The organism is Roseateles sp., from assembly GCF_031397715.1.
In the GTDB taxonomy this organism is placed as follows: domain Bacteria; phylum Pseudomonadota; class Gammaproteobacteria; order Burkholderiales; family Burkholderiaceae_C; genus Paucibacter_A.
This window is the reverse complement of the sequence record NZ_JANNMI010000298.1, coordinates 1-14,797: the sequence shown is the minus strand read 5'-3', so window position 1 is coordinate 14,797 and position 14,797 is coordinate 1. Positions and strand designations below refer to the sequence as shown.

Genomic DNA, 14,797 nt, shown 5'->3' with positions numbered 1-14,797 from the left:
CTTCGTAAATAGCGCGCTGCTCGGGGCTGGCGTCTTTGTGTTCGACGATGGCCAAGACATGGCCGTCCGACTTGCCGCCTTGGCGCAGGATGCGGCCATAGCCGCTCGGGTCGCTCAAATGGATGGTCAGCAGCACCAGTGCGCGGCCGTCGCAGGCTTCGACCAGGCGGCGCGCGGTGGCTTGCTTGATCAGCGGTACATCGCCGTTCAGGATCAGCGTGGTGCCGTCGCCTTCGAGGGCGGGCACCGCTTGTTGAATCGCATGGCCGGTGCCGAGTTGCGGCATCTGGCGCACGAACTGAACACCGGGCCCGGCGACTGCCGCCTCGACCGCCTCGGCACCATGGCCGGTGATCACCACATTGCGCGCGCCGCCAAGGCCCGCTGTCATATTCAGCACATGTTGCAGGAGCGAACGCCCGGCCAGCTTGTGCAGCACCTTGGGTAGGGCGGACTTCATGCGGGTGCCCTTGCCCGCGGCCATGATGACAATATTCAGCGACATAAGGTGAGGTGTGACTCGGTCTGAGAAGGCGCAATTATGGCGGGGCTCGTGTGGCGCCCGAATGACGCGGGCAAGTAAACTGCCGGCGTTGTTTTACCAACAGGCCTCGCATCCATGAGCAGCATCACGACTATCCGCGACTTCCCCGACAGCACGTGGGCCGATGACGGCCCGACGCGCGGTATCGAGAGCGTGATCGAGGCCGGCGAGGTCGTGCAGTTTGCGCAGTTGCCCTTTGTGCTGACGCCAAACGAGCGGCAGTTTCTGGACCCACGCTGGGCCGATGCCAAGGCCAAGAACATTTCGGTGCGTTGGCCGGCCAACGAGCTGCGCGGCGCTGTCGGCAGCGCCCAGGATTTGGCCGCCCTGCAGGCGATGATTGGGCGATACGCCGAGCAAAGCGAGGCCTTGGCACTGCGCTTGTTCCCTCATTACCGCGGCCATTTGCGGCGCGGCAACAGCTCATTCAGGCCGGTCAATGTGGCCGGGCGTGAAACCAGCTGGCGCAAGGATGACACGCGCTTGCATGTAGATGCCTTCCCGTCCAACCCGATGCAAGGCACGCGGCTGCTGCGGGTGTTTTGTAATGTCAACCCGAACGGCCAGGCGCGGCAGTGGCGCGTCGGCGAGCCCTTCGAAGCGCATGCCAAGCGCTATCTGCCGCAGATCGGCCGGCCGCTGCCGGGCTCCGCCTGGTTGCTGGAGAAGCTGCACATCACCAAGCGCCGCCGCACCGAATGTGACCACCTGATGCTCAAGCTGCACGACCACGCCAAGGCTGACGCCGAGTTTCAGCGCAGCAGCCCGCAGACTCGCATCGATTTCGCGCCCGGCACAACCTGGATCGTATTCAGTGACCAAGTGCTGCACGCCGCGATGGGCGGGCAGCACATGCTGGAGCAAACCTTTTATCTCGACGTGGCGCACCAGCAGCAACCCGAGAGCTCGCCGCGCGGCACCTTGGAGCGGCTGCTGGGTCGAGAACTCAGGTAGCCCGTACGTGTCATTGGTCTAGCCCAGCTTGACCGGCACAAAGATCTTGTTTTCACCGCGCTGTATCAAGAGCGCGACCAAATTGCCGGCCTTGGCGACGACCTCACGGACCTGCTCGGCCGACTGCACCGGCCGGCCGTTGATGGCCAGCAGCACATCGCCGGCATTGACGCCGGCGCGCGCGGCCGGGCCGGCTGCGTCCTCGATCAGCAGACCCGGCGCTCCGCCAAGCGCGCGGTTTTCGTCCTTGTTCAAGGGTCGCAGCGCCAGGCCCAGCCGGCCCTGCTGAGCGCCGGGTTCTTTGGCGCTGCTGGCTATTCTGGCGTCGGCCTCGGCACCGCCCAGTTCGACGTCCAAGGTCTGCGCCGTGCGGTCGCGCCAGATTTTCAGCTTGATCTTGTCGCCGGGTGCCGACAGGCCGATCAGGCTGGACAGGGCGCCCGAACGCACGACCGGCTCGCCGTCCACATCGGTGACCACATCACCGGGCTTGAGGCCGGCCTTGGCGGCCGCGCTATTGGGCATGACCTGGGCGATCAGTGCACCGTCGGGGCGCGCCATGCCGAAGGAGTCGGCCAGTGACTGGTTCAAATCCTGCACATTGACACCCAGGCGGCCATGCTGGGCGCGGCCGGTGGCGACGATTTGGTCCTTGATCTTCAAGGCCACATTGATCGGGATGGCAAAGCTCAGGCCCTGATAGCCGCCGGACTGCGAGTAGATCTGTGAGTTGATGCCGATCACGCCGCCCGAACCGTCAAACAGCGGGCCACCGGAATTGCCAGGGTTGACCGCCGCGTCGGTTTGGATGAAGGGCACAAGCGCATCATTGGGCAGCGAGCGGCCCTTGGCGCTGACGATGCCTTGGGTGGCGGTCTGCTCCAGGCCGAACGGCGCGCCGATCGCCAAGACCGGGTCGCCGACTTCCAATTGGCGCGGGTCACCGAGGCGCACCGTCGGCAGGTCGTTGGCTTGGATGCGCAGCACGGCGATGTCGGTCGCCTTGTCGATGCCGAGCACCTTGGCCGCGAACTCACGGCGGTCACTGAGCTTGATCGTTACTTCCTTGGCGCCGTTGACCACGTGGGCATTGGTCAGGATCAGGCCGTCGCTGCTGATGATGAAGCCGGAGCCTTGGCCACGGAAGGGCTGGGCGCCCTGATCGCGGCCGCGCTGGCCGGGTTGGCCGCGGAAGAAGGGTGAGAAGGGCGCTTGCGGCTCGGCGACCGAGTCGGACTCGTCCTGCTCTTCATGGCCAGCGCGGCGCATGCCCTCAACGGTCACGCCGACCACGGCCGGGCCGGCTTGCTTGACGATGGCACGGAAGTCGGGCACCGCGCCGGCGGCCAGCGCCGGGATGGGGGCGATCTGCGGCATCACGGCCGTCTGTGCGAGAGCGTCGTTAGCGCTCTGCGTGATGGTTTGCTTGGCGGCTGCGTCGGTCTGCTGGAATTGCGGTGCGTTCAACGCAATGGCGATCACGCCGCCAGTCAGGCCCGCAGCCAGCAAGGCGGCGTTCAGTGGTGTGATGGTCATGGCGTGTTCCAGTCGTCAAAGCCGCGGGAGATTCCGCATGTCCTGAACGATAGGCCTGCCCGGTTAGGGCCTGATTAGGCCAAGATTAGGCGAAGGTTAAGCTGACCCGTAGGCCGCCCCGAGGCGAATCGCTCAAGCTGATGTTGGCGCCATGCTGTACGGCCAGATTGCGTGCGATCGCCAGGCCAAGGCCCGAGCCCGTCTCGCTGCCGGGATTGCGGCGGTAGAAGCGGTCAAATACCCGTTCGTGGTCTTGGATTGGAATGCCGAGCCCGTCATCATCGACCGTCAACGTGGGTCGCTCGTCTATCGTGCTGACGCTCAATTCAACTTGACCACCGGCCTTGCCGTGGCGCAAGGCGTTGTCGAGCAGGTTGCGCACCAGCATGGCCAGCGCCGCCGGCTCTGCTTGCACCTGGACCGTCGCCTCGGCTTGCAAGCTCAGTTCAGTGCCGCGCTCCAAAGCCAGCGGCAAGCAGTCGGCCATCACGCCGCGCACCAATTCGCTCAAGTCCAGCGCTTGCAGGGCCAGCGCCGGCCCACCAGGCTCGGCGCGCGCCAGGGCCAGTAACTGCTCAACCAAGCGGGCCGCGCGGTCGATGCCGGCCGTCAAAGCGGCCATGGCGGTGGCCCGGTCCGCGTCGCTGGGTGCGCGTTGCAGCAGCTGGGCCTGCAGCTTCAAGGCGGTCAGCGGCGAGCGCAGCTCATGGGCCGCATCGGCGACAAAGGCGCGCTGCTGATCCAGCGAGCTGCCCAGCCGTTGCAGCAAGGCATTCAGTGCCTTGACCAAGGGGGCGACTTCGTCGGGCAGACCGGCCGTGGGCAGCGCCGCCAGCGCCTGCGCATCGCGCTGGCTGACCTCGGCCGCCACCGCCCGCAGCGGCGCCACCGTCAGCGCGCTCAGCCACCAGCCCAGCAGGGCCAATAAAGGGGCCAACCACAGCAGCGGCCGCACGCTGCGCAGGGCGGCCGCTGCCGCGAGCTTTTGGCGAATCTGCACCGGCTGCGCAACCTGGATCACCCGGCCTGGCGTCGCCACGCTGTAGGTGCGCCAGTGCTGGCCGGCCACATCGATCTCGGCCAGGCCCAGCAGGGCGCGTGCGGGCAGATTGGCGTGCTGGCGCGAGGCGTAGATGCTGCGGCCATCGGCCGTCCAGATCTGCACGACAAAGTCGAGTTGCTCGTCGCTGAAGCTGCGCGCCTGGCTGGGCGCAATCTCGCCTTGATCGCGCAGCGCCAGCGCCATCTGGCGCAGCTGGTAGTCGAACAAGGTCTCGGTCTCGGCCAGCACGCTGCGGTAACTGCTTACCCCCAGCACCAGCGCGGCCGCGGCCAGCAGGACCAGCAGGCTGAGCAGCAGCCTAGCGCGCAGCGAGTTCAATTTCATGCCGAGCCTCCGCCTCCGCCTCCGCCTCCGCCTCCGCCTCCGCCTCCGCCTCCGCCTCCACCGCCGCCACCCGCTGGCGAGCCGACGTAATAGCCGACGCCGCGCATATTCTGGATGAAGTCGGTCCCGAGCTTGCGGCGCAGCTGGTGGATATAGACCGTCACCGCATTGCTCTCGATCTCCTCGCCCCAGCCGTAGAGCCGGTCTTCCAACTGGGCGCGCGACAGCAGGGCGCCGGGTCGCTGCATCAAGGCCTCCAGCAAGGCCAGCTCGCGGGCCGACAGCAGCACCGGCTGGCCGGCCAACGTGACTTGGCGGGTCGCGGGGTCCAAGCTGACGGCACCGCAAGTCAAGAGCGGCTGGCCGCGGCCACTGTGCCGACGCAGCACCGCGCGGATGCGCGCATTCAGCTCGTCCAGCTCGAACGGTTTGACCAGGTAGTCGTCGGCGCCGCTGTCCAAGCCCAGCACGCGCTCGCCTGGGCCGTCGCGCGCGGTCAAGACGATCACCGGCGTGTTGTCCTGGCGCGCGCGCAGCGCCTGCAAGACACTGAGGCCGCTGAGTGGCGGGTTGGTGCGGGCCTGTGCTGGTGGCCCGCCTTGGGGCAGACCCAGGTCCAAAAGCACCAAGTCGAAACGCTCGCTGGCCAGCGCGCTCTTGGCGGCGCTGATGTCGCGCACCCAGTCGACCGCATAGCCGTCCTGGCGCAAGGCCAGGCGCAGGCTCTCGCCAATCATCAAATCGTCTTCGACCAGCAGCAGGCGCATTCAGCGTGGGCGCAGCGTGATGACGGACGTTGGCGCCGTTGCTTGCACTTTTGGCGCACAGCCCTCATCTTCATCAAACGCGATATCGCCATTGGCATCCGGCACGCCGGTCGCCTTGAGGGTTTGGAAGGGGAACAGCTCGCGGTCCATCATGTGCGAGGGCACGACTTTGCTCATGGCGGTGAACATGTTTTCGACCCGGCCGGGGTACTTGCTCTCCCACTCATTGATCATCGCCTTGACCTGCACGCGCTGCAGGTTCTCTTGGCTACCGCACAAATTGCACGGGATGATGGGGAACTCGCGGTGCGCGGCCCAGCGCACCAGATCGGGCTCGGCCACATAGGCGAGCGGGCGGATCACCACATGGCGGCCGGTGTCACTGACCAGCTTGGGCGGCATGCCCTTCATGCGCGCGCCGAAGAACATATTCAGCAGCAGGGTGACGATGATGTCGTCACGGTGATGGCCCAAAGCGATCTTGGTCGCCCCTAACTCCTCGGCCACACGGTACAAATTGCCACGGCGCAGGCGCGAGCACAGGCTGCAGGTGGTCTTGCCCTCGGGGATCAGGCGCTTGACGATGGAGTAGGTGTCCTGCTCCTCGATGTGAAAGGGTACGCCGCGGCCCTTCAAGTACGCGGGCAGGATGTGTTCGGGGAAGCCGGGCTGCTTCTGGTCCAGATTGACGGCGATGATCTCGAAGTTGATCGGTGCGCGCTGCTGCATATTGATGAGAATGTCCAGCATGGCATAACTGTCTTTGCCACCGGACAGGCAGACCATCACGCGGTCGCCCTCTTCGATCATGTTGTAGTCGGTGATGGCCTGGCCAACCTGGCGGTGCAGGCGCTTGGACAGCTTTTTGATTTCGACCGTCAACTTGGCGTCTTCTGTCGTTTCGGCCGGAGCCAGCGCTTCAATATTGATTGCGTTCACTTTATGTTCACCATTGGCCGCATTCGGCGCTGATTGCGACTTGGCAGTCGGGGAAAATCTCTAATTTCGTCACCTTGATGCGCACGCCGACCACGCCGGGCAGCTTCATCAGGCGCGTGCAGAGCTTGCCCAGCAGCGCCTCCAGCAGATCGGTATGTTCGGCCGTGCACTCGTCGATGATGATGGTGCGCACGCGGCGGTAGTCCAGCACATGGCCGATATCGGCGTCGCGCGAGACGATCGCCTGCGCGCCCAGATTGACCTCGGCGTCGACCTGGATCGGCTGCGGCCCTTCGCGCTCGAAGTCCAGCACACCCAGATTGGCACCGAAGCGCAGGCCGCTGATGTGGATGATCTGGCGGTTGTTGCGGCGCATCGCCAGCGTCGGCTGGCCCTCGGTCAGCGGGCGCAGAAAAGCCTCGACCGCTTTGGCCGCCACGACCCCGTCGCCCAAAGCGGTCTGCACGCTGGGGTGCTGGTGGCCGCTGGCGTCGCCGGCGACGAACAAGCCCAGCGGGCAGAAGCGGGGTTCGTCTCGGAAGGGGTGCGAAGGCGCGGTGACGCCGGCGCGCTGCAGCGCGTCACCGACCAGCAGCCAAGCACTCGGTTCGGCCTCGAAGCCCAGCAGCGCGGCGACATGATCAAAACGTTCGTCGCCGAACTGCTGCGACTGCACGCTGACGCCTTGTTCATCGGCGCTCAGACGCGCCGGCATGGCGGTGCTGGGCCGCAGAGTCAGCCGCTCAGGGCTGAGGCGCGCCACCAGACTTTGTTGAGCCCGCCAATCGCTGCGCGACCACAAGGTCACTTGGTGGCCGCGCGCTTGCAAGTACAAGGCGTTCTCGACCGCGTTGTCGCCGCCGCCCAGCAGCAGCAGGCGCCCGGCCGGCAGTTGATCGCGGCAGGCGGTCAGGCCCAGTGCATCCATCAAACGAGGGTTTGGCGCCTGGCCAGGGTCAAAGTAAATATCGGGCCGCAAGGGTTTCAGGCCGGTGGCCAGCAGCAAGGCGCGGGCATTCAGGCTGCGGCCGTCGTCCAGTTGCAAGCGCCAGCCTGCGCCGCTGACCCAATCTAGATGGGCAACGCTCTGGCCGAGCAAGACCTGCACCGAGCGCAGGCTTTCGACATGGCGGGCGTATTGCTGGCCCAAGGTGGCGAGGTTTTGACCCGGCGCACCCAAGACCCAATCCTGCCCGAATTGAAGCGACTGCAAGCTGGCGCAAAGCTGGGGCTCGCGCTCGATCAATGCGACGCCGAGCCCCAGCTGATGCAGCCACGACGCCGCACTGCAAGCGGCCGGTCCGCCGCCGATGATGGCGACGTCCATGTTTGAGAGCGGCTGTTGGTCGGGCATGGGGTGGGTGGGGGGTTCTGCGAAGTTGGCGATTATCCCCGGCCGCGCCAAAAACGTTGAATCCGCCAGCCCAAGAGCGCGGCCAGGATCGCGCCATAGATCGCCGGTTCGCCAAAATTCTGCTTGCCGGCGCGCATCCAGATGAAATGCATGATGGCGATCAGCGCGACGCCGTAGACGGCCTTGTGCAAGGCCTGCCAGCGCTTTGCACCGAGGGCTTTGATGGCGCGGTTGAACGAGGTCGCTGCCAGCGGCAAGAGCAAGACCCAAGCGCTGAAGCCCATCAGGATAAAGGGCCGCTTGGCAATGTCTTTGCCGATCTCGGCCAGATCCAGCCCCATGTCCAGCCAGGCGTAAGACAGCAGGTGCAGCGAGGCATAGAAGAAGGTGAACAGGCCCAGCATGCGGCGAAACCGCGCCAAGGCGGGCAGGTTGAACAACTGACGCAGCGGCGTGATGGCCAGCGTCAGGCACAGCGTGCGCAAAGTCCAGTCGCCTAAACCTCGAATCAAGGCCTCGGCGGGGTTGGCACCGAGCTGGTTGTTGACCGCCGCCCAAATCAAGTAGCCCAGCGGCAATAGGCAAAGCAGGAACAAAGTGGGCTTGGCGGCAGGATGCAGCCAGAGCGAACGACGCGCCATCTCAGAAGTTTCGTTTCAGGTCCATGCCGGCATACAGCGAGGCCACCTGATCGGCGTAGCCGTTGAACATCAACGTCGGCCGCTTCTTGGCGAACAGCCCGTCTTCGCCGATGCGGCGCTCCGAGGCCTGGCTCCAGCGCGGGTGGTCGACCTGCGGGTTGACGTTGGAATAAAAGCCATATTCTTGCTGCGCGGCCTTGGTCCAACTGCTGGTCGGTTGCTTCTCGACCAAACGGATCTTGACGATGGATTTGGCCGACTTGAAGCCGTACTTCCACGGCACCACCAGGCGCACCGGCGCGCCGTTCTGGTTAGGCAACACCTCGCCGTACATGCCGAAGGCCAAGAGTGCGAGCGGATGCATGGCCTCATCAATGCGCAGGCCTTCGACATAGGGCCAGTCGAGCGCGCCGCCGCGCAGACCCGGCATTTGTGCCTTGTCGGCCAACGTGGTGAATTCAATGAACTTGGCTTTCGACGTTGGCTCGACCTTTTTGATCAGCTCGGCCAGCGAGTAGCCGACCCAGGGGATCACCATCGACCAGCCTTCGACGCAGCGCAGCCGGTAAATGCGCTCTTCCATGGGGCTGAGTTTGAGCAAGCTGTCCAGATCGAACACGCCCGGCTTGCCGACCTCGCCCTCAACGGAGACGGTCCAGGGGCGGGTCTTGAGTGTGCCGGCGGTGCGCGCCGGGTCGGCCTTGTCGGTGCCGAATTCGTAAAAATTGTTGTACGTGCTGGCGTCTTGGTAGCTGGTCGGCTTGTCCATCACCAAGCTGCCGGCCACTGCGCTGCGCGCACCGGGCAGCTTGGCCAATTTGCCGCCGCCTGGTGCTTGGGCCATCGCTTCGCGGCCGGCCCAGGTGGCCAGTGCCGCGCCGGCCGCGCCGCTGGCCATCAGGCGCAGCCATTGACGGCGCTCCTCATAGGCTGCGCGCGGGGTGATTTCTGCGGCGGAAATGAGCGGGAGATCCTTGCTATCCATGGCTTACCTTGTTGGCTGTTGAGTGTGGCCTTGGTTGTCTGTCGGCCACGCCGGCAAAAGCTTACGCGCTGCGACAAATTTGCGTCAGCGTAGGGGCAGGGCGCTGCTGGCCCAACTCGCCGGGCACTGCACGGTTTGCAGCAGGCGCGCATGTTCGCCACTTTCCCGCAAGGCCTTCAGCCCGCGATTGAAGTCGCTCAGCAAGCCGGCGCTGCGCGGCTGCTGTGGCGGCAAGATCAAGTGGGTGGTGAAGGTGTCGGTCAGCAAGCGCGGGTGAGCGGCAAATTCGTCCGCTTCTTTGATGCTGAAGTTGTGCTTGAGCAGGTCGCAGGCCACATTGCGCTCCATCGGCATGGCGTCGATCCGGCCCCGAATCATTTTGCGCAGACCGGCCAAATCATTCGGTGTGTGGTCACCGCGCAGCTCATTGCTGCGGATCAAGGCCCAGAACTCGGGCGTGTAGGTGTAGTCGCGAATGAAGCCCAGCGTGTAGGGGCGCAAATCGCTGAGCTGCGTCCACTTCAGCGCAATTTGCTTGCGATGCACGATCAGCCATTGTTCGGTCAGGATGTTGTCACTGAGCAAAAAATCGCGCCGCCGCTCGGCCGACGCACCCCAATGCGCGGAGGCATCCCAGAGGCCTGCCTTGGTCTCCATCTGCGCGCGCGACCAGGGTTGAAAGTGAAACTCCGCCTTGTGGCCGACCAGCTCGAAGGCCCGCCGGACGATGGTCAGCGCTAGCCCCTTGTCGGCGCGCGACTCGCTCGCGTAGGGCGGTAGCTCGCCGGTGGCGATGCGCACCGTTTCGGCCGACGCCTGTCCCCCTGCCAAGCAGAGCAGCAGGCCTAGCGCGCGCAGCGGCATCAGCACATCAAAGCGTGCCGTAAGAGTGCAGGCCCGACAAAAACATATTGACGCCGAGGAAGGCAAAGGTCGTCACGACCAAACCGCTCAACGCCCACCAGGCCGAAACCGTGCCGCGCAGGCCTTTCATCAGGCGCATATGCAGCCAGGCCGCGTAATTGAGCCAGACGATCAGCGCCCAGGTTTCTTTCGGGTCCCAGCTCCAATAGCCGCCCCAGGCCTCGGCCGCCCAGAAAGCACCCAGGATGGTGGCGATGGTGAAGAAGGCAAAGCCCAGCGCGATCGACTTGTACATCAGGTCTTCGAGCGTAGGCAGCGAAGGCAGACGTGCGGTCAAGGGTTTGCGCAAGGTCACGCAGATGGCGAAAAAGACCAGGATGCCGCCCATCTTGCGCGCCCAGCCGTCGAGGCCTTGGAGGGTCTCGGGGGTCAGACCGGCGGCAAAGAAGCGTGCCGCCAAGATCGCCGCAATCAGGCCAAGCGGCATGCCGATCAGGCCAACCAGCAGTGCACGCTGGGTGGCCGTTTTGAGCAGATAGGCCATGGCCACCATGGCGGCCAAGGCAAAAGTGCCATAGCCGACAAAGTTGGCCGGCACGTGGATCTTCATCCACCAACTCTGCAGCGCCGGCACCAGCGGTTGAATTTCATGCGCTTCGCGCGCCACCGAATACCAAAGCAAAAAGCTCACCGCCGCGCTGATCACCAGCATCACGTAGGCGCCGAGTGCGCGGGTCTTGAACTTGGCCTCGTAATAGAGATAAAACAGCGCCGTCATCCAGCAAAACAGCACGAACACTTCGTACAGATTGCTGACCGGGATGTGGCCGATATCGGGTGCGATCTGGTGGCTTTCGAACCAGCGCACCATGGTGCCGACGAGCGCCATGAAGACGCCGCCCCAGGCCAGCTTGGAGCCGATCGCTTCGGCCGCGCTGGCCTCGCCCTTTTTGGCAAAAAAGCCGCCCCAGTAGAACAGCGTACTCATGAAGAACAGCAGGCTCATCCACAGCACCGCGCTTTGGCTGGCGAGCGCGTACTTGAGCCAGAAGACCTTGTCGGCTGCGCCCAAATCGGCGCCAAACGCATCGCCGTGCTGGCCATACAGATTGATGGACAAGAGGCTGGCCGCTCCGGCCAGCACCACCAGCAGACGCAAGGGCCGCCAGAACCAGCCCAGCGCGATCAATGCGGGCATGGCGAAGCCGAGGATGCCTTTTTCATACACGTCCATCGAGGCACCGTAGCGTGTGAAGGCAAACAGCCCACCGGCCACGATCAGCGCCGCAAACAGCCAGTCGAAGGCGTCACGGCCGCTGAATGGTCCGCTCGCACCGGGTGGCTTGATGTTGATGTGTGGGCCGGGGCTGGCCGTATGGGTCGCGCTGTTCATACGCTGTCTTTCAAAATATCGTGCTTGAGCTGTGCGAATTCGGTCGCGGTATCGGGTGTTTCGCGGCTGCTGGACAAGGCCATGCGGATGCGCGTCGCCTCAACTTGACCGGGCGCCGGCTCCAGCCATAGCCACAAGCGGCGCTCTTTGATGTAGAGCATAGCGAATACCCCGATGATCAGCAGGATGGCACCCAAATAGACCAGTTTTTGCCCCGGCGCGCGGGTCACCTGGAAGACGCTGGCCTGCACCTGCTTGAACTCATCCAGCTGCAAGAGCACCGGCGCGGGGTAGAACATGCTGTCCGACAAGGCCAACACCGATTGCGTCATGAAGGCCTGCGTGGCGGCATCGGCAGCGGGCGCGGGCAGGCCGGCTTGGCTGAGGTTTTGCTTGTAGAGCTCGAACAGGCTGCCGTTGAGGATGCGCAAGAGCACTTCGGAAACGCGCTGACGCTCGCCCTCCGGCACCTCGCTCTCGATGAATTGCGACAGGGCCGGCAAGCCACCGGGTAAATCAGCACCCGCTTTGCTGTCCGCTTTGACGCCCTCGGCGCCCGCGAACAAGGCCAGCGCGCGCCGTGCTGTCGCTTGCAACTGCGGCGTCATTTGCGGCTTGTCGGTCGGCGTGGCGGCCTCGGCATAACGCTTGGCAGCGCGCTCGCGCTCGGCCGGGTCGAGCAAGGCCTGGCGCAGCTGCAGCCAGCCGTCCATGCTCATTTTGGCGTCGGCCGGGATGCGCAGATAGCGGAAGGCTTCGGACGTCGTCTCCCGCACACCGGCGAGGAAGACCCACTGCCCGTCCAGTTCGACCGGCACCATATAGTTGTTGAACTCACGCGCCTGGCCGGACGCATCGCGCAGCCGGTAGCTGAACGAAGGGCCGACATTGCGCAGTTCTTTATCGGTGCGGGTCTTGGCGCCGCTGCCCAAATGGCTTTGCAGGGAATTGACCAGATCGACCTTGCGCACATCGGTGCCGCCGCCTGCCGCCGGGTCGCCGCCAAGGTTCTCGACATTGATGACCCGCAGCCCGGCGAATTCCAGCTTCAAACTCTCTGCGCCACTTTTGAGTTCGGTGCTGCCGCCGACCCGACCTGTGATTGTGAAGGGCTTGCCTGCCTCGCCGACGCTGCCGGCCTTGCCGGGTTTGCCCATAGGGCGGGCCAGCAATTTCAGATCAGAGCCACCATCCTCAAAGCTGCTCTGGTAAATCGCGATGCCGCGGTGAAAGGCCGGCTCGTTGACCTTGACCAAGGCTCGCGTGACGGCGCCGGTTTCATGGTCGCGGATGCTGATTTCGCTGGCGAACAGCTTGGGCATGCCGGTTTCGTAGTATTCGACGATGAATTTCTGCAACTCGACGTCAAAGGGCAGGTCTTGCAGCACCACGCCGTTGGGCATGCTCAGAATCGCCGTGGCGGCGCGGCCGCCCTCGGGCACCATGAGGTTGCCGCGAAAGCTCGGATTGCTGGTCGGCAGGCGGTGCTCGGGTTTGACCTCACTGATCAGACCGCCGCCTTGGTAAATCGTTTTGTCCTGTGCCCACATCAGCGCCCGCACCAGCAGGTCACCGTCGAGCAGGCCGCCCAGACAAATCAGCACGATGGAGGAGTGCGCGGCCAGATAGCCGAGCTTGTTGGCGGCACCCTTGCGCGCGGCCAGCATGATGCCGCGCTCGCGCGCCTGCACCCGGGTCTTCCAGCCCAGCCCGTTCAGATAGGCCGTGATTTGGTTCAAGGCGACCTCAGGGCCGATGCCAATATGGCCGAGTGCTTTGTGGTGAAAGGACTGCAGCGACTGCTCGCGCACCGACTCTTTGAAGTTTTTCAGATCATGAAAAATCTTCGGTGCATTGCGGGCGATGCACAGGCTGGTCGATAGCACCAAAAACGCCAGGATCAGTAGGAACCACCAAGCGCCGTAGACGGTGTAGAGGTCGAACTTGCCGAATACCTCGGCCCAGAAGGGCCCGAACTGATTGACGTAGTTGTTCAGTGGTTCGCGCTGCTTCACCACCGTGCCGATGGTGGATGCAATGCAGATGATCGTCAGCAGCGCAATCGCAAAACGCATGGATGCCAGCAGATCAAGCACATCGCTGGCGACGCTATTGCCGGGCCGCAATGCCGGTATTGCGGGGTTGCTGGAGGACTCACTCATGGGTCTAGTGTCGGAAGACATCGGATACGGTGCAGGACGCCAAGAAAAAAGGCCAGTGAATTTCACCGGCCTTTTGCAGATTCAAAGCTGGCTGGCGGCTTGGCGCTTGAACCGACGATTCAGCGCAGGCCGGCGATGTAGTCCGACACGGCCTTGATTTCGCGGTCATTCATCTTGGCGGCCACGCCGTTCATCTGCAGGCTGTTGGCGCGCGTGCCGGAGCGGAAGGCATTCATCTGCAACTCGGTGTAATCGCTGTGCTGACCGGCCAAACGCGGGTACTGGGCGGGCATGCCGGCGCCGTTGGGGCTGTGGCAGGCTGCGCAAGCGGGGACTTGGCGGTCGGCAATGCCGCCGCGGTAGATGCGCTCGCCCAAGGCTACCAGGCCAGCATCTCTGGAGAAGCCCGGCTTGGCCTGCTTGGATGCGTAGAAGGCGGCGACGTTGCGCATATCCTCTTCTGACAGCGCTGCGGCCATGCCTTGCATGATGGCGTTTCGGCGTTGACCCGCCTTGAACTCGGTCAATTGCTTGACCAAGTACTGTGGGTGTTGACCCTGCAGGATCGGATTGGCGGGGCTGCCGCGTGAACCGTCGGCCGTGTGGCAGGCGACACAGATTTGAGTTGAGGTCGCTTGCCCCTTGACCAGATCGGGCTTGGCGGGGGCAACGGCCTCGCTCGCACCAGCGGCGGAAGCAAACAAAAGGCCAACAAGGCCGGACATCAGGAAAACCAGAGGTTTCGTCAAAGCAGCAGTCTTAGGCATGAATTTATTGATTCGGTAAGCGCAACTTTAAGATTTTACAATGGCAATCCATTCAGCCAGAACAATCCATGATCAACACCACTTCTGCGCCGCAGCATTCTGCGCAAATTGAGACAACTCCGACGGAAAAAGTGGTGTTGGGCTGGACCCACACGGCGCGTTTTCTGACCACCGCCAGCGAGTTGGTGCATTTGCCCGCGAACGAGTTGCCCGAAATCGCTTTTGTCGGGCGCTCCAATGCCGGCAAGTCCACCGCCATCAACACCTTGGCCCAGCAAAAGCGGCTGGCCTTCGCGTCCAAGACGCCGGGCCGCACGCAACATATCAATTTGTTTGAGCTCGGCCCGAAGGACGCCGCCGACGCTTGGTTTGCCGACTTGCCCGGTTACGGCTATGCGGCGGTGGCGCGCTCGGCCAAGCTGCGTTGGCAAAAAGTCATGGCCGACTATCTGGAGGTGCGCCGCTCACTGTCGGGCGTGGTGCTGATGGTGGATTCGCGCCTCG

At 64.0% G+C, this 14,797-nt stretch carries 14 protein-coding genes and 1 pseudogene; 2 read left to right on the top strand and 13 right to left on the bottom strand.

Annotation, left to right across the window (positions count from 1 at the left end; translation table 11 throughout):
* Positions 1 to 505, bottom strand: a 505-nt coding sequence (locus RMO57_RS12945) for an NTP transferase domain-containing protein (protein WP_310387223.1), incomplete at its 3' end; no start/stop codon positions are given.
* Between the two features lie 114 nt (positions 506 to 619).
* Between RMO57_RS12945 and RMO57_RS12940 the strand changes: the two genes are divergently transcribed.
* Positions 620 to 1,498, top strand: a complete 879-nt coding sequence (locus RMO57_RS12940; RefSeq protein WP_310387221.1) for a Kdo hydroxylase family protein — start codon at positions 620 to 622, stop codon at positions 1,496 to 1,498.
* An 18-nt stretch (positions 1,499 to 1,516) separates the two neighbouring features.
* On the opposite strand, the gene RMO57_RS12935 is transcribed toward RMO57_RS12940, so the two are convergent.
* The 12 genes and pseudogenes from RMO57_RS12935 to RMO57_RS12880 all read right to left on the bottom strand — a co-directional run bounded on the left by RMO57_RS12935 (position 1,517) and on the right by RMO57_RS12880 (position 14,251).
* On the bottom strand, positions 1,517 to 3,034 hold the full coding sequence (locus RMO57_RS12935) for a Do family serine endopeptidase (protein WP_310387219.1): 1,518 nt from the start codon (positions 3,032 to 3,034) through the stop codon (positions 1,517 to 1,519).
* Between the two features lie 85 nt (positions 3,035 to 3,119).
* A complete protein-coding gene (locus tag RMO57_RS12930) occupies positions 3,120 to 4,421 on the bottom strand; it encodes an ATP-binding protein (protein WP_310387217.1) in 1,302 nt (433 codons plus the stop codon).
* Positions 4,418 to 5,188: a response regulator transcription factor gene (locus tag RMO57_RS12925; RefSeq protein WP_310387214.1), complete on the bottom strand. Its 771-nt coding sequence runs from the start codon at positions 5,186 to 5,188 to the stop codon at positions 4,418 to 4,420. The genes RMO57_RS12930 and RMO57_RS12925 overlap by 4 nt, the downstream gene beginning before the upstream one ends.
* Positions 5,189 to 6,118, bottom strand: a complete 930-nt coding sequence (ttcA, locus tag RMO57_RS12920; RefSeq protein WP_414896420.1) for a tRNA 2-thiocytidine(32) synthetase TtcA — start codon at positions 6,116 to 6,118, stop codon at positions 5,189 to 5,191.
* A 16-nt stretch (positions 6,119 to 6,134) separates the two neighbouring features.
* Positions 6,135 to 6,503, bottom strand: a complete 369-nt coding sequence (locus RMO57_RS12915) for a dihydroneopterin aldolase (protein ID WP_310387225.1) — start codon at positions 6,501 to 6,503, stop codon at positions 6,135 to 6,137.
* A gap of 393 nt (positions 6,504 to 6,896) precedes the next feature.
* Positions 6,897 to 7,454, bottom strand: a pseudogene (locus tag RMO57_RS12910) (FAD-dependent oxidoreductase); the annotation flags it as partial.
* A 59-nt stretch (positions 7,455 to 7,513) separates the two neighbouring features.
* Complete coding sequence (locus RMO57_RS12905) at positions 7,514 to 8,122, bottom strand: protein-methionine-sulfoxide reductase heme-binding subunit MsrQ (RefSeq protein WP_310387210.1); 609 nt, start codon at positions 8,120 to 8,122, stop codon at positions 7,514 to 7,516.
* A 1-nt stretch (position 8,123) separates the two neighbouring features.
* A complete protein-coding gene (gene msrP, locus RMO57_RS12900) occupies positions 8,124 to 9,107 on the bottom strand; it encodes a protein-methionine-sulfoxide reductase catalytic subunit MsrP (RefSeq protein ID WP_310387208.1) in 984 nt (327 codons plus the stop codon).
* Positions 9,108 to 9,191: 84 nt separating this feature from the next.
* Positions 9,192 to 9,971: a substrate-binding periplasmic protein gene (locus RMO57_RS12895; protein WP_310387206.1), complete on the bottom strand. Its 780-nt coding sequence runs from the start codon at positions 9,969 to 9,971 to the stop codon at positions 9,192 to 9,194.
* A gap of 7 nt (positions 9,972 to 9,978) precedes the next feature.
* A complete protein-coding gene (gene ccsB / locus RMO57_RS12890; protein ID WP_310387204.1) occupies positions 9,979 to 11,364 on the bottom strand; it encodes a c-type cytochrome biogenesis protein CcsB in 1,386 nt (461 codons plus the stop codon).
* The gene (locus RMO57_RS12885) at positions 11,361 to 13,526 is read right to left on the bottom strand and encodes a cytochrome c biogenesis protein ResB (RefSeq protein ID WP_310387202.1); all 2,166 of its coding nucleotides are present in this window, start codon (positions 13,524 to 13,526) and stop codon (positions 11,361 to 11,363) included. The genes ccsB and RMO57_RS12885 overlap by 4 nt, the downstream gene beginning before the upstream one ends.
* Before the next feature lie 119 nt (positions 13,527 to 13,645).
* Positions 13,646 to 14,251, bottom strand: coding sequence for a c-type cytochrome (locus RMO57_RS12880; RefSeq protein ID WP_310387200.1), 606 nt, complete (start codon positions 14,249 to 14,251; stop codon positions 13,646 to 13,648).
* A gap of 110 nt (positions 14,252 to 14,361) precedes the next feature.
* Here RMO57_RS12880 and yihA point away from each other — a divergent pair.
* Positions 14,362 to 14,797 (top strand): ribosome biogenesis GTP-binding protein YihA/YsxC (gene yihA / locus RMO57_RS12875; RefSeq protein ID WP_310387198.1); only part of this gene is annotated, 436 nt, incomplete at its 3' end.